Genomic DNA, 24,560 nt, shown 5'->3' on the forward strand with positions numbered 1-24,560 from the left:
CTCACGATCAAGCCTCACTCACGGTCAAGAGGGCAGTTCCCTGTCGATGAACTCGAACAACTCGTCGTCCGACGCGGAGTCGAGGGCGCCGTCGTCCGCGGCGGGGCGGTGCTCGCCGGTGGCCTCGGCCGGTGTGTCGTCGTTGAGCCGCCACAGCAGCGCTTCCAGGCGCTTCGCCAGCCGGCCGCGGACCTCGTCGTGGGCACCGAGCCCCGCCATGGCCGCCTCCAGCCGCTCCAGCTCGCCGAAGACGGGCGCCGAGGTGTCCGGCCGCGCGGGGCACAGCCGCTCACGCAGTTCGGCGGCGATGGCCGAGGGCGTCGGATGCCTGAAGACGACGGTGGCGGGCAGCCGCAGCCCGGTGGCGGCGGCGAGCCGGTTGCGCAGTTCGACGCCGGTCAGCGAGTCGAAGCCCAGGTCCTTGAACGGGGTGTCACCGGACACCGCCCCGGCGTCGGTGTGGCCCAGCACCGCCGCGGCCTGCGTGCGCACCAGCGTGAGCAGGATCCGGTGCCGCTCCTCCGCGGGCACCGCCGTGAGCTGGGCGACCAGACCGGCGGCGGGCGCCCCGGTGGCGGCGGTACGACGGGTGGTCGTCCCGCTGTCGAGGAGCGTACGCAGCAGGGCGGGCAGCGTGTCCGCGGGCTGGGCGGCCAGGGTCCGGAGGTCGAGCCGTACGGCCGCGGGTCGCGGGTTGCCGTGCCAGCAGGCGGCGTCCATCAGCCCCAGCGCCTGCTCGCCGGACATGGCGGCGATGCCGGAGCGGGACATCCTGGCCAGGTCCGCCTCGTCCAGATGCCCGGTCATACCACTGGCATCGGCCCACAGCCCCCAGGCCACCGACACCGCCGGGAGGCCCATGGCCTGGCGGTGGACGGCCAGGGCGTCGCAATAGGCGTTGGCCGCCGCGTAGTTGGCCTGGGCCGGGCTGCCCAGCACGCCCGCGGCCGAGGAGAACATCACGAACATGCCGAGCCGCAGATGTGCGGTGGCGGTGTGGAGATGGGCCGCGGCCGTGGCCTTCGGACCCCACACCCTGGCCAGACGCTCCGGGGTCTGCGAGGTGACGACCGCATCGTCCAGTACACCCGCCGCGTGGACGACACCGGTCAGGGGGTGTGCCGGGTCGATGCCCGCGACGAGGTCGTGCACCGCGGCGCCGTCGGTCACGTCCACCGCCTCGATCCGGGCCTCGGCGCCCAGGTCGGCGAGCTGGGCCACCAGTTCCTTGGCCCCGGGTGCGTCGGGGCCACCGCGGCTCACCAGCAGCAGATGGCGGATGTGCCAGGCGCGGACGAGATGTTCGGCCACCAGCGCGCCGAGGGTTCCGGTGCCGCCGGTGATGAGCACGGTGCCGTCCGGGTCCACCGGGGCGGGGACGTCCAGGACCAGCTTGCCGGTGTGCTTGGCCTGGCTGAGATACCGCAACGCCGCACGCGCCCGGCTGAGCGGCCACGCATGGACCGGGGGCGGTTCGAGCGCACCGGAGGCGAACAACTCACCCAGTTCGCGCAGCATTTCGCCGATACGGTCCGGACCGGCGTGGGTGATCAGGTCGTAGGCCCGATAGGTCACCCCGGGGTGCTCGGCCGCGATCGGCTCCGGTTCGCGGATGTCGGTCTTGCCCATCTCCAGAAGCCGCCCGCCCGCGCGGAGGAGGCGGAGCGAGGCATCGACGAAGGGGCCGGCGAGGCTGTTGAGCACCACATCGACGCCACGTCCGCCGGTGGCCTCCCGGAACGCCTCCTCGAAGTCCAGGTCGCGCGACGAGGCCCGGTGGGCCGCATCGATGCCCATCGCCTCGAGGACCCCGTGCTTCGCCGGGCTCGCCGTCGCGTAGACCTCCGCGCCAAGGTGCCGTGCCATCCGCACCGCGGCCGTTCCCACCCCACCGGTCGCCGCATGGATCAGCACCGACTCCCCGGGGCGCAGCCCGGCGAGGTCCGTCAGTCCGTACCAGGCGGTCAGACAGGCCACCGGTACGGCCGCGGCCTGCCGGAAGCTCCAGCCGTCCGGGATCGGCGCCAGCAACCGCGCGTCGGTGACCGCGAGCGGTCCGAACGACTGGTCGAGGACGCCCATGACGCGGTCGCCCACGGATACGTGGGTCACCTCGGGGCCGATGTCCACCACGACTCCGGCGCCCTCTCCGCCGAGTCCGGTCTGGCCGGGCACCATGCCCAAACTGACCACGACATCACGGAAGTTGACACCGGCGGCGCGTACCGCGATCCGCACCTGGCCCGCTCCCAGGGGCTCCAGCACCTCGGGGCAGGGCACCGGTACGACGTTCTCCAGGGTCGCCGTGCCCGCTGTGTCCAGCCGCCATGCCTCCGGCTGCGCCACGGGGCCCACCAGCCCCGCGCCACCGGTACCGGCGTGAACCAGGCGGGGCACGAGGGCCCGACCGGCGCGCAGGGCCAGCTGGGGCTCGTCCATCTCCACGGCGCGCGCCACGGCGATGCGCACGGCGTCGGTGTGCGGTTCGGCTCGGGAGTCGGGCTCATCGTCGCGGTCGAGGAGGACGAAGCGGCCGGGGTGCTCCGACTGTGCGCTGCGTACGAGGCCCCATACGGCGGCCGCGGCCAGGTCCACCCGGGCGGTGCTCTCGGGGCCGTCCACCGCGACCGCGCCTCGCGTGACCACCACCAGCCGGGCATCCGCCAGCCGCGGTTCGGCCAGCCAGCCCCGCACCAGCTCCAGCGCCCCTTCGGTCGCCGCCAGCGCCTCGGCCGACGCCTCGTCCTGAGCGGTGGGCCCGCTCAGGTCGGTCAGATCGGCGAGAACGACGGGCGGTGCGGGCTCGTCGTCATCGAGTGCCGCGACGAGCGCGGCCGGATCCGGGTGGCCGTCGGCCCCCAGGACCGCCCAGCCGTCGTCCCCGGCCGCCGGCTCTCCGGCCCCGGCCGCCGGCTCTCCGGCCCCGGCCGCGAGCGGCAGGGGAGTCCACTCGACGGTGAACAGACTGTCCGTGGCATGGCTGCCGGGGGCCACCGCCGCCCGCAGCTGGTCGACGCTCGCGGGCCGCATCGCCACGGAGTCGACGGTCAGCACCGGGGCGCCGACGGCGTCGGCCACGGTCAGCCGCAGGGCGCGCTCGCCCTCGGCGGTCTCCTGGTGGGGAGAGAGACGTACCCGGACCGTGGTCGCCCCGGCCGCCCACAACGCCACGCCGTTCCAGGCGAATGGCAGCCAGACCCGGCCATCGGTGGGTTCGTCACCGGTCGTCTCGGTGTCATCGTGCGTATCGAGCCGGTCGATCAGCAGGGCGGGATGCAGCGCGGCGTCCAGCAGCGCCGGATGGATACCGAACCCGGCCCGCTCCCCGGCGGCCTCGGGCAGGACTACCTCCGCGCACACATCGGCCCCGTCCCGCCACACGGCCCGCAGCCCCTGGAAGGACGGCCCGTAGCCATAGCCCGAGGCCGCGACCCGGTCGTAGAACCCGTCGACGCCGAGCGATGCCGCACCGGCCGGAGGCCACGCCCCGCCCAGGCCCGGCACCTCGTCGGAACGGTCCGGTGGCGGGCTCAGCACGCCCTCCGCATGGCACACCCACCCCGTGGCGGCGGCCTCTCCTTCACCGGCGGCGGGCCGGGAGTACACCCGCACCTCGCGCCGCCCGTCCTCGGCGGCCTCGCCCACCACGATCTGCACCCGCAGCGCGCCCGACGGCGGCAGGACGAGTGGCATGTGCAGCGCCAGCTCATCCACACCGCCACAGCCGACCTCATCGGCCGCCCGCAGTGCCCACTCGGCCAGCGCCGCGCCCGGGACCAGCACCGCGTCCGCCACCACATGCTCACCGAGCCAGGTGTGCGTACGCGCCGAAATCCGGCCCGTCAGCACATGGCCACGGCCATCGGCGAGTTCCACGGCGGCGCCCAGCAGCGGATGTCCGGCGGAGACCAGCCCCAGGTCGGCCGGGTCGCCGGCGCGTCCGCCGTGGCCGTCGAGCCAGTAGCGCTCGCGCTGGAACGCGTAGGTGGGCAGGGCGACCACGCGGGGCGTCGGGGAACCCGGGTACAGGGTGGTCCAGTCGACGTCGGCTCCGGCGGTGAACGCCTGGGCGAGCGAGTGGAGGAGCTGGGCCCGGCCGCCGTGCTCGCGGCGCAGGGTGGGCACGGTGACGGCCGGGATCTCGGCTTCCTCGAAGGTCTCCTGCAGACCGAGGGTGAGCACGGGGTGGGTGCTTGCCTCGATGAACACCCGGTGCCCGTCCGCCAGCAGCGCCTGAACGGCATCGGTGAACCGCACCCGCTCACGGAGGTTCCGCACCCAGTAGTCCGTATCCAGGACGGAGCCGTCGGCCCGGCCACCGGTCACGGTCGAGTAGAACGCCGTACCCGAACCGGACGTGTCGAGCGGGTGGACACCGGCCAGGAGCTCGTTCAACTCCTCGCGGATCTCGTCCACTTGAGGACCGTGCGAGGCGTAGTCCACCTCGATCAGCCGCGCCCGCTCCCCCGCGTCCTGGCACGCGGCAACGACAGCGGCCACCTGCTCCGGCGGCCCGGAAATCACGGTGGAGAAGGGGCCGTTGACGGCTGCGACGCCCACGCCTCCGGCTCGGTTTCCCAGGTCGGAGAGCAGTTGACCCGCCCGCTCCTGGCCCACACCGAGCGACGCCATCGCCCCGCCCCCGGCCAACCGCCGCAGCGCCTTGCTCCGCAGCGCCACGACCTTGGCACCGTCCTCCAACGACAGCGCCCCCGCGACGACAGCCGCCGCGATCTCACCCTGGCTGTGGCCCACCACCGCCGCGGGACGTACGCCATGTCCTGCCCACACCGCGGCCAACGACACCATCACCGCCCACAACACCGGCTGGACCACATCCACCCGGCCCAGATCCGCCGCACCCTCCGCGCCACGCAGTACGTCCGTGAGCGACCAGTCCGCGTACGGCGCCAGTGCCCGCTCGCACTCGGCCACCCGGGCCGCGAACACCGGCGAGGCTTCCAGCAACTCGGCGCCCATACCGGCCCATTGCGAACCCTGGCCGGGGAAGACGAGCACCGGACCCACGTCACCCGTCAGCGCCGCCGTGCCCGACCGCACCACACCCGGATGCGACACATCCGCCGCCAACGCCTCCACGGCGGCCAACAGCTCCGCACGGTCATCGCCCACCACCACCGCTCGGTGCTCGAACACCGATCGCGTGGTGACCAACGACCACCCCACATCGACGGGCGAGAGCTCGGATGCGCCGCCCACCCGCTCGGCCAGAGCGGCGGCCTGGCCGCGCAGCGCCTCCGCGCTGCGCGCCGAGAGCACCCACGAGACCGTGCCCATGTCGGAGGAGACCGCCTCCGCCTCCGGCCCGTCCTCCTCGGGAACCTGCTCCAGGATCACATGGGCATTGGTGCCGGAGGCGCCGAACGAGGACACCCCGGCCCGGCGCGGGCGCTCACCGTTCGGCCACTCCGCCGCCTCGGTCAGCAGCCGCACCGCACCGCTCTCCCAGTCCACATGCGGGCTCGGCTCGTCGATATGCAGCGAGGCGGGCAGCATTCCATGGCGCATGCCCTGCACCATCTTGATGACACCCGCGACACCCGCCGCCGCCTGCGTATGCCCGATGTTGGACTTGATCGAGCCCAGCAGCAGCGGCTGCTCGGCCGGGCGTTCCTGACCGTAGGTGGCCAGCAGTGCCTGCGCCTCGATCGGATCGCCCAGCGTGGTACCCGTACCGTGCGCCTCCACCGCATCGACATCCGATGCCGACAGTCCGGCGCTCGCCAGGGCCTGCCGGATCACCCGCTGCTGCGACGGGCCGTTCGGCGCCGTCAACCCGTTGGACGCGCCGTCCTGGTTGACCGCCGAACCACGGATCACCGCCAGTACCTCATGATCGTTGCGGCGGGCGTCCGACAACCGTTCCAGCAGCAGAACGCCCACGCCCTCGCCCCAGCCCGTCCCGTCGGCGGCCGCCGCGAAGGGCTTGCAGCGGCCATCGGGGGCCAGACCGCGCTGACGGGAGAAACCGGTGAACACATCCGGGGTGGCCATCACCGTCACCCCACCGGCCAGGGCCAGGGTGCACTCCCCCTGCCGCAACGCCTGCGCCGCGAGATGCATCGCCACCAACGACGACGAACACGCCGTATCCACCGTCACCGCCGGACCCTCGAAGCCCAGCGTGTACGCCACCCGACCCGAGACCACACTGCCCGAACCCGCGAGCATCGCATAGCCCTCGAGCTTCACATCCGCGCCGCCGCCGCTGAGCCCGGCGGCGTAGTCGTGGTACATCACGCCCGCGTAGACACCGGTCGGGCTGCCCTTCAACGACACCGGGTCGATCCCCGCCCGCTCCAGCACCTCCCACGACGCCTCCAACAGCAACCGCTGCTGCGGATCCGTGGCCAGCGCCTCCCGCGGATTGATCCCGAAGAACGCCGCGTCGAACGCGTCCGCGTCATAAAGGAAAGCACCCTCGTTGGCATAGCTGGTGCCCGGGTGATCGGGGTCCGGATGGAACAGCCCATCCAGGTCCCAGCCGCGGCCGGTCGGAAACTCCCCGATCACGTCCTTCCCCGAGGCGACCAGGTCCCAGAGCGTTTCGGGGGAGTTCGCACCTCCCGGGAAACGGCAGGTCATGCCGATGATTGCCACGGGGTCGTCCACGTCGGCCCGCACCGCGAGGGGAGCGCCGGAGGCCGCGGTCCCACCGGTCAGCCGGGTGCACAGATACTCCGCCAGCGCCCGAGGCGTCGGATAGTCGAACACCAACGTCGCCGGCAACCGCAACCCCGTCACCACCGACAACCGATTACGCAACTCCACCGCCGTCAACGAATCAAAACCCAACTCCTTGAACGCCGCATCCACCCGCACCTCACCCAACGAACCAAACCCCAACACCACCGCCACCCCACCCCGCACCACATCCACCACCACACCCAACCGACCAGCCGCATCCAACCCCACCAACTCAGCCGCCAACCCCGAGGCCGACGGACCACCCTCGGCGGCCCGCCGCCGAGTACGACCGGACACCAACCCCCGCAACACCGCCGGAAGATCCTCACCGGCCACCCCGGCCGGGTCGAAGTCCACGGCCACCATCAGCGGGTTCGCGAACCGGCATGCGGCGTCCAGCAGGGCCAGCCCGCGCTCGGACGACAACGGCCTCATTCCGCGCAGCCGCGTCAGATCCGACCGGCCCATATGCCCGGTCATCTCGCTGGCCCGCGCCCACAGCCCCCAGGCCAGGGAAAGCCCGGACAGCCCGAGCGCCCGCCGATGGGCCACCAGCGCGTCGGCAAACGCGTTCGCCGCCGCGTATCCGGCCTGACCCGCGTTGCCCACGACTCCGGCGGCCGAGGAGAACATCACAAACATGCGGAGCGGAAGATCCGCCGTGGCGGTGTGCAGATGGGCGGCCGCCGTGGCCTTCGCCGCCCACACCCGCGCCACCTGTTCCCGCGTCTGCGAGGTGACCACCGCGTCATCCAGCAGCCCCGCCGCATGAATGACACCGGTCAGCGGATGCGCCGGGTCGATACCGGCCACCGCCCCGGCCACCGCGTCCGCGTCCGTGACATCCACCGCGGCGATGCGCACCCGCGCACCCAGATCGCTCAGCCGCTCGGCCAACTCCGGTGCGCCGGGCGCGTCCGAGCCACGTCGGCTGACCAGCACCAGATGCTTGACCTGCCACGTACGTACGAGATGCTCGGCCACCAGACCGCCCAGCAGACCCGTACCACCGGTGATCAGCACCGTGCCATCCGGGTCGAGGCCACCAGGGGTCGGCCCGCCGGATTCCGCCTCGTCGGCACCGTCGGTGGCCCGCGCCCGCATCAGCCGGGGCACCATCGGCCCCCCGGTGCGCAGCGCCGCCTGTGGCTCATCCGCCCGTACGGCACGGACCACGGCGTCCGCCACCTCACCCGCGGCCGGATCGATGGCCTGGTGAAGGTCGAGGAGGACGAATCGGTCCGGGTGTTCCGCCTGTGCGCTCCGCAGCAGCCCCCAGAGCCCCGCGGCGGCCACATTCAGCTCTCCGTCGCCGGAATCCCCGCCTTCATCAGGGTCGCCGGTCGACACCGCGCCACGTGTCACCACCACCAACCGGGCTTCGGCCAGCCGTGGTTCGGCCAGCCACCCCCGCACCAACTCCAGCGCGTGGCCGACGGCGGCCAAGCCATCAGCCGCCCTGGCCGCGGCTCCGGCGTCCGCCGGGCCACCGTCGGCAGGCAGGTAGGTCACGGCGAACGCGGGAGGTGGCGTACCGTCGTCGAGCGCGGCGACCAGCACGTCGAGACCCGGGTGGCACACCACTCCTCCGCCACCGAGTCCGGGCTCCTCGGCCAGGTGCAGCGCGTCCTCGCCCAGTACGACCCAGCCCATGGCGTCGGAGGCGTCCGCGTCCGGCACGTCGCGCATCGGAATCCAGTCCAGCGTGAACAGCCCCTCGACGCCACGTCCGCCCACGGATCGCAGCTGACGGGGGTCGGCGGCACGCATCGTCAGGGAGTCGACCGTGAGCACCGGGGCACCCATGCCATCGGCCACGACCACCCGCAACCCGCGCTCCCCCGCCGCACCGTCCCGATGGGGCGAGAGCCGGACCCGGACCGTGGTCGCCTCCGTGGCCCACAACGACACGCCGTTCCAGGCGAACGGCAGCCTCACCCCGGCATCGTCGGCCGACTCGATGCCGGCGGCGAGCAGCATGGGATGCAGGGCGGCGTCGAGCAGCGCCGGATGGATGCCGAATCCGTCCGCGTCCCCGGCCGCCTCGGGCAGCGCCACCTCGGCCAGCAGGTCCGCACCGTCCCGCCACACGGTGCGCACCCCGTGGAACGACGGCCCGTACGCATAGCCCGACGCCGCGGCATGCTCGTAGAAGCCCTCGACGTCCACCGGCTTCGCGCCCTCGGGAGGCCAGACTCCCGCCAACTCCCCGGCCGCGCCCGGCGCGGCCGCCGGGCTCAGGACACCCTCCGCATGGGCCACCCAGTCCGGATCGGCGCCGGGCTCGGCATCGCGGTCGGGCCGGGAGTACACCCGCACCTCGCGCCGCCCGTCCTCGGCGGCCTCGCCCACCACGATCTGCACCCGCAGCCCGCCCGTCTCCGGCAGCACCAACGGCACCTGCAGCGCGAGTTCCTCGATGCCGCCACAGCCCGCCTCATCGGCCGCCCGCAGCGCCCACTCCACCAGCGCCGCACCCGGCACCAGCGACGCTCCCGCGACCACATGGTCACCGAGCCAGCCGTCGCCGCCGGTGGCCGAAACCCGACCGGTCAGCACCAGCCCGCCATCGGCAAGGCCCACCGCCGCCCGCAACAACGGATGCTCCACCCGCTGCAGCCCCGCGGCACCCACATCACCAATCCCGCCGGTGGCGGTGGCCCAGTAGCGTTGGCGCTGGAAGGCATACGTGGGCAGATCGACCGTACGAGGGGCGGGGTCACCCGGGAACACGGCCCTCCAGTCGACGTCCACCCCGGCGGTGAACGCCTGGGCGAGCGAGTGGAGGAGCTGGGCCCGGCCGCCGTGCTCGCGGCGCAGGGTGGGCACGGTGACGGCCGGGATCTCGGCTTCCTCGAAGATCTCCTGCAGACCGAGGGTGAGCACGGGGTGGGTGCTGGCCTCGATGAACACCCGATGCCCGGCCACCAGCAGCGCCTGAACGGCATCGGTGAACCGCACCCGCTCACGGAGATTGGTCACCCAGTAGGCGGCGTCCAAGTCGGTGGTAACGGCACGGCCGCCGGTCACGGTCGAGTAGAACGCCGTATCCGAACCGGACGTATCGAGCGGACGGACGCCCTCCAGCACCCGCGTCAACTCATCGCGGATCTCCTCCACCTGGGGGCCGTGCGAGGCGTAGTCCACCTCGATCAGCCGCGCCCGCTCGCCCGCCTCCTGACATACGGCCACGACAGCGGCCACCTGAACCGGCCGACCCGAAATCACGGTGGAGGAGGGTCCGTTGACGGCCGCCACACCCACACCGGCGGCCCGATCCCCAAGCTCCGACAGCAACTGCCCCGCCCGCTCCTGACCCACACCGAGCGACGCCATCGCCCCACCACCGGCCAACCGCCGCAGCGCCTTGCTACGCAAAGCCACGACTTTGGCACCGTCCTCCAAAGACAGCGCCCCCGCGACGACAGCCGCCGCGATCTCCCCCTGGCTGTGGCCCACCACCGCCGCAGGACGTACGCCATGCCCGGCCCACACCGCCGCCAACGACACCATCACGGCCCACAGGACAGGCTGGACCACATCCACCCGGCCCAGATCCGCCGCACCCTCCGCGCCACGCAGTACGTCCGTGAGCGACCAGTCCACATACGGCGTCAGCGCCCGCTCACACTCGGCCACCCGGGCCGCGAACACCGGCGACGCTTCCAGCAGCTCGGCGCCCATCCCCACCCACTGCGAACCCTGACCGGGAAAGACCAGCACCGGCCCTACATTTCCCGTCAACGCCGCCGCACCCGACTGCACCACACCCGGATGCGACACACCCCCCGCCAACGCCTCCACACCCGCCAACAGCTCCACACGGTCAGCACCCACCACCACCGCCCGATGCTCAAACACCGACCGCGCAGTGACCAACGACCACCCCACATCGACGAACGACAGCCCAGACACGCACCCCACCCGCTCAGCCAACGCCGCAGCCTGCCCCCGCAACGCCTCCACACTCCGACCCGACACCACCCACGGAACCGTGCCCACCTCAGAGGACGGCTCCGACGCATCCTCCTCAGGAGCCTGCTCCACGATCACATGCGCATTGGTGCCGCTGATCCCGAAGGACGACACACCGGCCCGGCGCGGGCGCTCACCGTTCGGCCACTCCACCGGCTCGGTCAGCAGCCGTACACCGCCGCCGTCCCACTCCACATGCGGGGTCAGCTCCTCGGCGTGGAGGGTGGCCGGGAGTACGTCGTGCCGCAGGGCCATCACCATCTTGATGACACCGGCCACACCCGCCGCACCCTGCGTATGGCCGATGTTGGACTTCAGCGAGCCGAGCCACAGTGGCCGGTCCTCCGCCCGGTCGCGGCCGTACGTGGCGATCAGCGCGTCGGCCTCGATCGGGTCGCCCAGCTTGGTGCCCGTGCCATGCGCCTCCACCGCGTCCACCTCGGACGGGGCCAGCCGGGCACTGGCGAGGGCCTGGCGGATCACCCGCTGCTGCGATGGGCCGTTCGGCGCGGTGAAGCCATTGCTGGCGCCGTCCTGGTTGATGGCCGAGCCCCGGATCACCGCCAGGACCCGATGACCGTTGCGCCGGGCGTCGGACAGCCGCTCCAGCAGTACCAGGCCGACGCCTTCGCCCCAGCCCGTTCCGTCGGCATTCGCCGAGAACGCCTTGCACCGCCCGTCCGGGGACAGCCCCCGCTGCCGGGAGAAGCCGGTGAACACCTCGGGGGTGGTCATCACCGTCACCCCGCCGGCCAGGGCCAGGGCGCACTCCTCCTGCCGCAGTGCCTGGCAGGCCAGATGGATCGCGACCAGGGAGGACGAACACGCCGTCTCCACCGTGACGGCCGGTCCCTCCAGACCGAGGGTGTAGGACACCCGGCCCGAGAGCAGGCTCGGTGCGTTGCCCGCGTATCCCTCGGATCCCTTCTGCGGAAGGTCACCCGATGTGGTGCCACCGGTGGTGGCCGTACCGGCGTAGACGCCCGTCCGGGAGCCCTTGAGGGACACCGGGTCGATTCCCGCCCGTTCGCATGCCTCCCAGGCGGTTTCCAGCAGCAGTCGCTGCTGGGGGCTGGTGGCGAGCGCCTCGCGCGGGCTGATGCCGAAGAACCGCGGGTCGAATCGGTCGGCGTCGTAGAGGAATCCGCCCCGGCGGACATACGTGGTGCCGGGGTGGTCCGGGTCCGGGTGGTAGAGGCTGTCGAGGTCCCAGCCGCGGTCGGTGGGGAAGTCCCCGATGGCGTCCACACCGCCCGCGACCAGCCGCCACAGGTCCTCGGGCGTGTTCACCCCGCCCGGGAACCGACAGGCGATGCTCACGACCGCGATCGGCTCCTGGTATCGCTCCTCCACCTCACGCAAACGCAGGCGCGTATCGTGCAGATCCGCGGAAACGCGCTTGAGATACTCGACCAGCTTCTCTTCATTCACGTTCACCATGAGGTTTCACCCGGCCCTCAGCGGTCGTCGCGCCCGGCACATTCAGGACACGCCCAGTTCGTTGTCGATGAAGTCGAGAACCTGGGCCGCGGACGCGGACTCCAGCCTCTCCGCGGCGGTCATCTCTTCCTCCGCCGGCTTTCGTGTCGCCTTCCACTTCGCCAGCAGGCCTTCGAGCCGTGCCGTGACCGCCCCCGAGTCGTCGTCTTCCATCTGGAGGCCGAGCAGGGTGGCTTCGAGCCTGGCCAGTTCGTTGAGGACCGGATCGGCGCCTCCCCGGCCCGGTGTGGCGCCGACCGCCGGAGCGATGCGCTCCAGCAGGTAGTCGGCGAGCACCGCCGCGTCCGGATAGTCGAAGACGAGGGCCGCGGGCAGACGCAGACCGGTGGCGGCGGCGAGCCGGTTGCGCAGTTCGACGGCGGTCAACGAGTCGAAGCCCAGCTCCTTGAAGTTGGTGTCCGCCTGCACCGCCTCGGCGTCGGCGTGTCCGAGCACGGTGGCCACATGGCCACGGACCAACTGGAGGACGGCGCGGTGCTGTTCCGCGGCGGACAGCCCCGCCAGCCGGTCGGCCCAGTCGTCCGGCCGCGCGCCGGCTGCCGCCGCCGTACGCCGTGCCGCCGCGCCACCGGCCCCCGAGGCGGCGAGGGCGCGGAGCGTGGCCGGGAGGCCCTCGGCGGGCTGGGCGGCGAGGACACGAGTGTCCATATCCGCCGCGATCAGCTGGTGGCCACCGTGCTCGGACGCCGCGTCGAGCAGCCGGAGGGCGTGGCCCGCGGCCATCGCGGTGACACCCGAGCGGGACATCCGGGCCAGGTCCGCGTCGGCGAGGCCGCCGGTCATCTCGCTGGCCTCGGCCCATAGGCCCCACGCCACCGAGACCGTTGGCAGGCCCAGCGCCTGGCGGTGGGCCGCGAGCGCGTCGCAGAAGGCGTTGGCCGCCGCGTAGTTGGCCTGTCCCGGGCTGCCCATGACCCCGGCGGCCGACGAGAACAGCACGAACGCGCCCAGGCGCAGATGTGCCGTCGCGGTGTGCAGATGCGCCGCGGCGGTGGCCTTCGCCGCCCAGACCCGCGCCAGTCGCTCGGGAGTCTGCGCGGTGACGACCGCGTCGTCCAGCACACCCGCGGCATGGATGACCGCGGTCAGCGGACGCTCGGGATCGACCCCCGCCACCAGCTCGGCCACGGCTGTCGCGTCTGTGACATCGGCCGCGACGATGCGTACTCGCGCGCCCAGGGCGGTCAGCCGGGCGACGAGGTCCTGGGCGCCCGGCGCGTCCGGGCCCCGGCGGCTCACCAGCAGCAGATGCCCGATTCGCCAGACCCGTACGAGGTGTTCGGCGACCAGGGCGCCCAGTGTGCCGGTGCCACCGGTGATGAGCACCGTGCCGTCCGGGTCCACGGGGGCGGGGACGTCCAGGACCAGCTTGCCGGTGTGCTTGGCCTGGCTGAGGTGGCGCAGCGCCTCACGTGTCCGGCTCAGCGGCCAGGTCCGCACCGGCAGCGGCGGCAGGGCTGCGGTGGCTCGGATGATAGCTCCGGTGGCGCCGGTGGCTCGGGCGTCTCCGGTGGCTGCGGTGCCTCCGGTGGCTGCGGTGAGCTCGGCGGCACCGGTGGCTCCGGCGGCCCGGGCACCTCCGGCACCCACGGCGGCCCCGGTAGCCCCCGCGGCCTTGGCGGCACCGGCAACCTCAGCGGCACCAGTACCTCCGGCGGCCCCGGCCGCCCCCGTGGTGAACAGCTCGCCCAGTTCGGCCAGCATCCGGCCGATGCGTTCGGGTCCCGCGTCAGTGACCAGGTCGTAGATCTGGTACGCCACTCCCGGGTGCTCTTCCGCGACGCGCTCGGGGTCACGGAGGTCGGTCTTGCCCATCTCCATCAGCCGGCCGCCCTCGGCCAGCAGCCGCAGGGAGGCGTCCACGAAGGGCCCGGCGAGGCTGTTGAGCACCACATCGACGCCACGTCCGCCGGTGGCCCCCCGGAACACCTCCTCGAAGTCCAGATCGCGCGACGAGGCCCGATGGGCCGCATCGACGCCCATCTCCTCCAGCACCCCGTGCTTCGCCGGACTCGCCGTCGCGTAGACCTCCGCTCCCAGGTGGCGGGCGATCCGCACGGCCGCCATGCCCACACCGCCGGTCGCGGCATGGATCAGGACCGACTCCCCGGCCCGGAGCCCGGCCAGCTCCACGAGCCCGTACCAGGCGGTCAGGTACGCCACCGGCACCGCGGCCGCCTGCGGATAGGTCCACCCGGCGGGAACGGGCGCCACCATACGGGCGTCGGTCACCGCCGTCGGGCCGAACGCGCGGTCGAAGACCCCCATGACCCGGTCGCCCACGGCGAGCCCGGTCACTTCGGGGCCGATGTCCAGCACCACGCCGGCACCCTCTCCACCGAGCCCGGTCTGGCCCGGGACCATGCCCAAACTGATGAGTGCGTCGCGGAAGTTGATACCGGCCGCGTGCACCGCCACCCGCACCTGATGCGGTCCGAGGGGCTCGAGCACCTCCGGGCACGGCACCGGCTGCACGTTCTCCACCGTGGCCGCGCCGGTCAGCTCCAGCCGCCATGCGGGCTGTCCCACCAGTGCGGCCACACCGCCGCTGCTCACACCGCCGGCGCGCATCAGCCGGGGCACCCGGAGCCGCCCCGCCCGCAGCGCGACCTGCGGCTCGTCCAGGTGCGCGGCACACGCCACCGCGCTGCGCACACCCTCCGCGAGCGGCTCGGCATCCGGGTCGAGATCGACCAGAAGGAACCGTCCCGGGTTCTCCGCCTGCGCACTGCGCACCAGCCCGCACACGGCGGCCCCGGCCATGTCCACGCCGCCGTCTCCGGGGGCCTCCGCCTCGGTTGCGTCGATCGCGACGGCCCCCCGGGTGACCACCACCAGCAGGGCGTCGGCCAGCCGAGGCTCGGCCAGCCAACCCCGCGCCAGCTCCAACGCCCACTCCGAGGCCGCCAGACCGTCGGCCGCCAGGTCCGTGCCGATGTGCCGCTCGGACGTGTCGCCGAGGGCGGGCAGATACGCGATGGCCACCGGGGGAACGGGGTCGCCACCGTCGAGGGCGGACACCAACGCCTCCAGATGCGGATGGCGTACCGCGTCCGGCACGATCGGCCCGCGCTCCTGCGGTCCCAAAACCACCCAACCGCTGCCACGGTCTGCCGAATCCGGCTCCTGGCCTCCCGCATCGGTGTCCTGTGCGGGAACGGGCAGGGGCGTCCACTCCAGGGTGAACAGCCCGTCCACCCGCGGCCCGCCGGAGGTCCGCAGCTGGTCGACGGCGGCCGGTCGCATCACCAGCGAGTCGACGGTCAGCACCGGACCGCCGACGGCGTCGGCCACCTCGACCCGCAGCCCGCGCTCGCCCTCGGCACCGCCCGCCTCCCGCCGCTGGGGCGAGAGTCGGACCCGTACGGTCGTAGCACCGCCCGCCCACAGCGATACGCCGTTCCAGGCGAACGGCAGCCACACCCGGCCATCGTCGTGGTCCTCCTCGGTCCGGTCCAGGAGCAACGCCGAATGCAGCGCGGCATCCAGCAGCGCCGGGTGGATACCGAACCCCTCCGGGTCTCCGGCGGCCTCGGGCAGTGCCACTTCGGCGAGTACATCGGCGCCGTCCCGCCATACCGCCCGCAGTCCACGGAACGACGGCCCGTACGCGTATCCGGACGCCTCGGCGCGCTCGTAGAACCCGTCGAGCCGTACGGGCTCCGCGCCCACCGGAGGCCACGCCCGCCCCGGCTCGTCCTCCGGCCCCCGCGCGGGGCCCTGTGGAGACGGCGGGCCCAGGATGCCCTCGGCGTGGCATACCCAGCCCGGGTCGGCGCCGGGCTCGACATCGCGGTCGGGCCGGGAGTACACCCCCACATCGCGCCGCCCGTCCTCGGTGGCCACGCCGGCGACCACCTGGACGCGCAACCCGCCAGACGCGGGGAGGACGAGCGGGATCTGGAGCGCCAGCTCCTCCACCCGGCCGCAACCCGCCTCGTCGGCTGCCCGCAGTGCCCACTCCACCAGCGCCGCGCCCGGCGCCAGCACGGCGCCCACCATCACATGCTCGGCCAGCCAGCCCCCGGCATCCCCGGCACCCCCGGCACCCCTGGCCGAGATCCGGCCGGTCAGCACCAGCCCGCCGTCGGCGAGCCCGACGGCCGCCGGCAGATGTGGGTGCTCGACGCGCTGCAGCCCGGCGGCCCCCACGTCCCCGACGCCACCGCCCGCCGCCAGCCAGTAGCGCTCGCGCTGGAAGGCGTACGTCGGCAGATCGACCGTCCGGGGTGCCGGATCGGCCGGGAACCAGCGTGCCCAGTCGACATCGGTGCCATGGGTGTGCAGCTGAGCGAGGGTGTGGCCGAGCGCGTGGGCATCGGGCCGTTTACGGCTCAGGGTGGCCGCCACCAGCGGGCTCGGCCGCCCGGTCCCGCCCTCGCCCCCGTCGGTGTCGGCCGTCGCCTCGTCGGCGGCGAGGTGCTGAAGGGTGTGCTGGGTCGCGGTGGCCAGGACGGGGTCGGGGCCGAGCTCGAGGAAGACACCCGTTTCGGGCGCGATATGAGCGACGGCGGGGTGGAATCGCACGGGCCGGCGGATGTGCCGCACCCAGTAGTCCGGTGTGGCCAACTCCTCGGCGGCCGGCTCCCCGGTGAGGTTGCTGAGCACCAGAAGGGTGGGCCGGTGGAAGGTCAGGCCGCCGATGGCCTGCGCGAACGGCTCCAGGATCGGGTCCATCAGCGGGGAGTGGAAGGCGTGGCTGACCGTCAGCGGCCTGGTCTTGCGGCCCTGCGCCGCCCAGGAGGCACGGATGTCGGCGACCAGCTCGATCGGACCGGAGACCACGGTGTTGCCGGGGGTGTTCAGGGCGGCGATGCCCACCTGGCCGTCGTAAGCCGCCAGATCCTCGGCGAGTTCCTCGGCGGTGGCGGCGATGGTGGCCATGCCTCCGCCGGTGGGGAGTTCGCCCATGAGCGTGGCGCGGGCGGCCACGAGTCGGCAGGCGTCGGGGAGGTCGAAGACCCCGGCGACATGGGCGGCGGCGATCTCGCCGATCGAATGCCCGATGACGGCGTCCGCGCGTACCCCGAACGAGTCGAGCAGCCGTGCCAAGGCGATGTGCAGCGCGAACAGCCCCGCCTGGGCGTAGGTGGTGTGGTCCAACAGCCCCGGCCGCTCGGCCACACCGTGGAAGACCACGTCGCGGAGGGGATGTTCCAGGTGGGGGTCGAGCAGCCCGCAGACCTCGTCGAACGCGGTGGCGAACACCGGGAACCGGTCGTACAGCCCGGCCCCCATCCCCTGGCGCTGGCTGCCCTGACCGCTGAAGAGCCATACGGTCTTGCCCGCCGCCGCTCCGCTGCCGGGGAGCACCACACCCGGATGGGGTTCACCGGTGGCCAGCGCCTCCACGGCGGCCAGCAGCTCGGCTCGGTCATCGCCCAACGCCACCGCCCGGTGCTCGAACAGCGACCGGGTGGTCGCGAGGGACCAGCCCACCTCGACCATCGACATCTCCTCGTGCCCGGCCACCCGTTCGGCCAGCGCGGCGGCCTGGCCACGCAGCGCCTCCGCGCTCCGCGCGGACAGCATCCATGGGACGGCCGGTAGGTGGTCGGGGGAGGCCACGGGCTCGGTCGTGACGCGCTCGACCGGCTCGGGGGCCTGCTCCAAGAGGAGATGGGCATTGGTGCCGGAGGCGCCGAAGGAGGACACCCCGGCCCGGCGCGGTCGCTCGTCGTCGCGCCACTCCACCGGCTCGGTCAGCAGCCGCACCGCACCGCTCTCCCAGTCCACATGGGGAGTGGGCTCGTCAATGTGCAGGGAGGCGGGCATCGTTCCGTGTCTGATCGCCTGCACCATCTTGATGACGCCCGCGACACCCGCCGCCGCCTGGGCATGGCCGATGTTGGACTTGATCGAGCCCAGCAGCAGCGGCTGCTCGGCCGGGCGTTCCTGACCGTAGGTGGCCAGCAGTGCCTGCGCCTCGATCGGGTCACCCAGCGTGGTACCCGTACCGTGTGCCTCCACCGCATCGACGTCGGACGGCGACAGACCGGCGCTCGCCAGGGCCTGCCGGATCACCCGCTGCTGGGAGGGGCCGTTGGGCGCGGTGAGCCCGTTGGACGCACCGTCCTGGTTGACGGCGGAGCCACGGATCACGGCCAGGACGTCATGGCCGTTGCGGCGGGCGTCCGACAGCCGTTCCAGCAGCAGAACGCCCACACCCTCGCTCCAGCCGGTGCCATCGGCCGCAGCGGCGAAGGGCTTGCAGCGGCCATCGGGGGCCAGACCGCGCTGGCGGGAGAAACCGGTGAACACATCCGGGGTGGCCATCACCGTGACGCCACCGGCCAGGGCCAGGGTGCACTCCCCCTGCCGCAACGCCTGCGCCGCGAGATGCATCGCCACCAACGACGACGAACACGCCGTATCCACCGTCACCGCCGGACCCTCGAAGCCCAGCGTGTACGCCACCCGGCCCGAGACCACACTGCCGGAGCTGGCCAGCATGGCGTAGCCCTCCAGCCGTGCGTCGCCGCCGCTGAGTCCGGCGGCGTAGTCGTGGTACATCACGCCCGCGTAGACCCCGGTCGGGCTGCCCTTCAACGACACCGGGTCGATCCCCGCCCGCTCCAGCACCTCCCACGACGCCTCCAACAGCAACCGCTGCTGCGGATCGGTGGCCAGCGCCTCCCGCGGATTGATCCCGAAGAACGCCGCGTCGAACGCGTCCGCGTCGTACAGGAACCCGCCTTTGCGCGCGTACGAGGTGCCGGGGTGGTCGGGGTCGGGGTGGAAGAGCCCGTCCAGGTCCCAGCCCCGGCCGGTCGGAAACTCCCCGATGGCGTCACGGCCCGAGGCGACGAGCTCCCAGAGCTCCTCCGGGGAGCTGACCCCGCCCGGGAAGCGGCAGGTCATCGCGACGATGGCGATCGGCTCGTCCGTGTCGCCCCGCACCGCGAGGGGAGCACGGGAGCTTACGGTCTCGCCGCTCAGCCGGGTGCACAGATACTCCGCCAGCGCACGAGGCGTCGGATAGTCGAACACCAACGTCGCCGGCAACCGCAACCCCGTCACCACCGACAACCGATTACGCAACTCCACCGCCGTCAACGAATCAAAGCCCAACTCCTTGAACGCCGCATCCACCCGCACCTCACCCAACGAACCAAACCCCAACACCACCGCCACCCCACCCCGCACCACATCCACCACCACACCCAACCGACCAGCCGCATCCAACCCCACCAACTCAGCCGCCAACCCCGAGGTCCCCGTCTCACCGGCCGCCATCCGGCGCGCGGTCCTGCCGGACACCAACCCCCGCAGCACCGCCGGAAGATCCTGACGAGCCACCCCGGCCGTGTCGACGGCGGCGGCGACACAGAGAGAGTTGCCCTGTGCACAGGCGGCATCGAGCAGGCCCAGCGCCTTCTCGCTGGACATCGCGGTGATGCCCGAGCGGGACATCCGGGCCCGGTCCGTCGCGGCGAGCTTTCCGGTCAGCTCGCTGGACCGGGCCCACAGGCCCCAGGCCACCGACAGCCCCGGGAGGCCATGGGCCTGGCGGTGGGCGGCGAGGGCGTCGCAAAAGGCGTTCGCCGCCGCGTAGTTGGCCTGTCCCGGGCTGCCCAGGACGCCGGCGGCCGACGAGAACATCGCGAACAGGGAGAGCGGAAGATCGGCGGTGGCGGTGTGCAGATGCGCCGCACCCATCGCCTTGGCCGCCCACACCCGGGCCAACCGTTCGGGTGTCTGGGAGGTCACCACCGCGTCGTCGAGCAGCCCCGTGGCATGGATGACACCGGTCAACGGATGGTCGGCGTCGATCCCCGCCACGAGTTCGGCCACCGCCGACGCGTCCGTGACGTCCACGGCGGCGATCCGCACCGGTGCGCCCAACTCCTCCAAACGCGCGGCCAGTTCGTGAGCTCCCGGGGCGTCCGGCCCGCGACGGCTCACCAGGAGCAGATGGCCGACCTGCCAGGTGCGCACCAGATGTTCGGCCACCAGGCCGCCCAGGGTGCCGGTGCCGCCCGTCACCAGCACGGTGCCGTCGGGATCGAGCGCTACCGGGTCGTCCCGCCCCTCCGGACCGCTGTCGACGGAGGCACGGATCAGCCGTGGCACCCACGCCCGTCCATCCCGCACGGCCAACTGCGGCTCGTCCAGGTCCACCGCCCGCGCGACGGCGTCCCGCACGTTGTCCGCGCTCGCATCGGCCGCCGGGTCGAAGCCGAGGTCGAGGTCAAGGTCGAGGTCGAGGTCGAGCAGCAGGAAACGCCCCGGGTTCTCCGCCTGAGCGCTCCGCAGAAGACCCCAGAGCGCGGCGGCGGCCACATCCGTACCGCTCTCGGTGTCGGCGACGGCGACCGCGCCACGCGTCACCACGACCAACCGGGCATCGGCAAGCCGTGGTTCGGCAAGCCACTGCTGCACCAGCGCGAGAGCCCGCTGTGCCATCGCCAGACCAGCAGTCGCCAGGTCGGCCACGATGTCGGCATCGGCGTCCGGGCGCGGGAACTCGGCGAGCACCAGGGCCGGAGCCGGCTTCCCGTCATCGAGCCCCGCGAGCAACGCCTCCAGATCCGGGCCGGCGCCCTCGGCCGCCAGCACCGCCCAGCTGCCGCGATCGGCCACCGGCCCGCCGGTCCCCGTCGGCTGCGACAGTGTCGGCTGCGGCAGTGGGGTCCAGTCCAGGACGAACAGACCGTCCACACCACGCGTTGTCCCAGCCCGCAGCTGCTCTACGGCCGCCTGTCGCGTCACCAGGGAGTCGACCGTCAGAACGGGGTCGCCCACGGCATCGGCCGCCACCAGGCGCAGCCCGCGCTCACCCTCGGCACCGCCCCGATGCGGGGACAGCCGAACGCGTACGGTGCTGGCTCCAGCGGCCCACAGCGAGACCCCGTTCCAGGCGAACGGCAACCACACCTGGCCGCTGTCCCGCTCCTGGTCGGACCCCGTGTCGAGCAGGAGGGCCGGGTGCAGGGCCGCGTCGAGCAGCGCCGGGTGGATGCCGAACCCGTCCGCGTCGCCCGCCGCCTCGGGCAGCGACACCTCGGCCAGCAGGTCCGCACCGTCCCGCCACATGGCGCGCAGTCCCCGGAACGACGGCCCGTACGCATACCCCGCCGCCGCGGAGCGCTCGTAGAACCCGTCCAGATCCACCGATTGCGCACCCACCGGAGGCCATGTCCCGCCCAGTCCCTCGGCCGACGGTTCCGCGCCTTCCAGCGCCGGGCTCAGCACCCCCTCGGCGTGGCACACCCAGCCCACGTCGGGACCCGAGTCGACCTCGCCATCCGGACGTGAGTAGATCCGCACATCGCGCCGCCCGTCCTCCGCCGCGGCGCCCACCACCACCTGGATGCGCAATCCGCCTGACTCGGGCAGCACCAACGGCACTTGCAGCGCCAGCTCCTCGACCCCACCACAACCGACCTCGTCGGCCGCTCGCAACGCCCACTCCACCAGCGCCGCGCCCGGGGCCAGGGCGGTGTCCGCCACGATGTGCTCGCCGAGCCAGCCGCCGCCACCGCCACCGGCCGCGATGCGCCCGGTGAGCAGATGGGTGCTCCCATCAGCCAACTCCACGGCGGCGCCCAGCAACGGATGGTCCGCGGCGACCAGACCGAGGCCGCTGGGGTCACCAGTCGCGCCCGAGGCGTTCATCCAGTAACGCTGGTGCTGGAAGGCGTACGTGGGCAGATCGACCGTACGGGGGGTGGGGTCGGCCGGGAACGCCGCCTTCCAGTCGACCTCGACCCCGGCGATGAACGCCTGGCCGAGAGAGTGGAGGAGCTGGACCTGGCCACCGTGATCGCGACGCAGGGTCGGTACGGCGACCGCGTCCACACCTACTTGCTCAAAGGTCTCCTGCAAGCCGAGGATCAGCACGGGGTGAGTACTGGCCTCGATGAACACCCGATGCCCATCGGACAGCAGAGCCTCGACGGCATCGGCGAACCGCACCCGCTCCCGCAGATTCCGCACCCAATAGTCCGCATCCAGGACGGATGCATCGGCCCGGCCACCGGTCACCGCCGAATAGAACGCCACCTCATCCGCGCCGCCGACGACCGGACGAACACCGGCCAAAACGTCGTTCAACTCCTCGCGGATCTCATCCACCTGAGGACCATGCGAGGCATAGTCCACCTCGATCAGCCGCCCCCGCTCGCCCGCCTCCTGACACACGGCCACCACAGCGGCCACCTGGACCGGCGGACCAGAAATCACGGTGGAGGAGGGCCCGTTGACAGCCGCCACACCCACACCAGCGGCCCGATCACCAAGCTCCGACAGCAACTGCCCCGCCCGCTCCTGACCCACACCGAGCGACGCCATCGCCCCACCACCGGCCAACCGCCGCAACGCCCTGCTCCGCAACGCCACGACCTTGGCGCCATCCTCCAGGGACAGCGCACCCGCGACCACAGCCGCCGCGATCTCACCCTGACTGTGACCCACCACCGCCGCAGGACGTACGCCATGCCCGGCCCACACCGCGGCCAACGACACCATCACCGCCCACAACACCGGCTGCACCACATCCACCCGCCCCAAATCCGCCGCACCCTCCACCCCACCCAACACATCCGAAAGCGACCACTCCACAAACGGCGCCAACGCCCGCTCACACTCCGCAACCCGCCCCGCGAACACCGGCGACACCTCAAGCAGCTCCGCACCCATCCCCACCCACTGCGAACCCTGACCCGGAAACACCAACACCGGACCCACATCACCCGTCAACGCCGCCGCACCCGACTCCACCACACCCGGATGCGACACACCCCCCGCCAACGCCTCCACACCCGCCAACAACCCAGCACGATCACCACCCACCACCACCGCCCGATGCTCAAACACCGACCGCGCAGTGACCAACGACCACCCCACGTCAACCAACGAAAGCCCAGACACACCACCCACCCACTCACCCAACGCCGCAGCCTGCCCCCGCAACGCCTCCACACCCCGCCCCGACACCACCCACGGAACCACCCCGCCCACCTCAGAGGACGGCTCCGACGCATCCTCCTCAGGAGCCTGCTCCACGATCACATGCGCATTGGTGCCGCTGATCCCGAACGCGGACACCCCGGCGCGGCGTGGCCGCTCGTTCCTCGGCCACTCCACCGGGTCCGTGAGCAACCGCACCGCACCGCCGGACCAGTCCGCGTGCGGGGTCGGCTCATCGACGTGCAGCGTGGCGGGCAGCAGTTGATGGCGGAGGGCCATCACCATCTTGATGACACCGGCCACACCCGCCGCACCCTGCGTATGGCCGATGTTGGACTTCAGCGAGCCGAGCCACAGTGGCCGGTCCTCCGCCCGGTCCTGGCCGTACGCGGCGAGCAGCGCCTCGGCCTCGATCGGGTCGCCGAGCGTGGTGCCCGTGCCATGGGCCTCCACCGCATCTACCTCGGCGGACGACAGCTGCGCGTTGATCAGTGCCTGGCGGATCACCCGCTGCTGCGATGGGCCGTTCGGCGCGGTGAGCCCGTTCGACGCACCGTCCTGGTTGATGGCCGAGCCCCGGAGCACCGCCAGCACCTGGTGGCCGTTGCGCTGTGCGTCGGAGAGCCGTTCCAGCAGCAGGAGTCCCACGCCCTCCGAGAAGCCCGTGCCGTCCGCGGCGGCCGCGAAGGGCTTGCAGCGGCCGTCGGGGGCGAGGCCGCGCTGGCGGGAGAACTCGACGAAGGTGTTCGGGGTGGTCATGACGGTCACGCCACCGGCCAGGGCCAGGGTGCACTCCCCCTGCCGCAGTGCCTGGCAGGCCAGATGCATCGCGACCAGCGACGACGAACACGCCGTATCCACCGTCACCGCGGGCCCCTCCAGCCCGAGGGTGAAGGCCACCCGCCCCGAGACGACGCTCAGGGTGTTTCCGGTGAGCAGATATCCTTCCGCGCTCTTTTCGATCTGCGGGGTGCCGAAGCCCAGGATTCCGGCGCCCGCGTAGACCCCGGTGGGGGTGCCCTTCAGTGAGGTGGGGTCGATTCCGGCACGTTCGAGCAATTCCCAGGCGACTTCCAGCAGTTGGCGCTGCTGGGGTTCGGCCGCGAGGGCCTCGCGCGGGCTGATGCCGAAGAAGGTGGCGTCGAAGCCGTCGGCCCGGTCGAGGAATCCGCCGTGGCGGACATAGCTGGTGCCGGAGTGGTCGGGGTCCGGGTGGAACAGCCCGGACAGGTCCCAGCCGCGGTCGGTGGGGAACTCCCCGATCGCGTCCCCGCGCGAGGCGACCAGCCGCCACAGGTCCTCGGGCGAGGTGATTCCGCCGGGAAACCGGCAGGCCATGCTGACGATGGCCACCGGCTCCTGGGAACGCTCCTCCATCTCGCGAAGCCGCCGACGCGTCTGCCCCAGATCGGCCGTGACCTTCTTGAGGTACTGGCGGAGCTTCTCTTCGGTACCCGACATCAGTT

General features: G+C 72.5%; 2 protein-coding genes. Both read right to left on the bottom strand.

The features are described 5' to 3' along the window. Window positions 1–24: 24 nt before the first annotated feature. Window positions 25–12,123 carry a type I polyketide synthase gene (locus JK364_RS04855; RefSeq protein ID WP_201847808.1) on the bottom strand — a complete coding sequence of 4,033 codons (12,099 nt, stop codon included), beginning with the start codon at window positions 12,121–12,123 and terminating at the stop codon, window positions 25–27. Between the two features lie 42 nt (window positions 12,124–12,165). Further along, complete coding sequence (locus JK364_RS04860; protein WP_201847810.1) at window positions 12,166–24,555, bottom strand: type I polyketide synthase; 12,390 nt, start codon at window positions 24,553–24,555, stop codon at window positions 12,166–12,168. Window positions 24,556–24,560 lie beyond the last annotated feature (5 nt).

It is taken from the genome of Streptomyces endocoffeicus, from assembly GCF_016741935.1.
Classification (GTDB): Bacteria; Actinomycetota; Actinomycetes; order Streptomycetales; family Streptomycetaceae; genus Streptomyces; species Streptomyces endocoffeicus.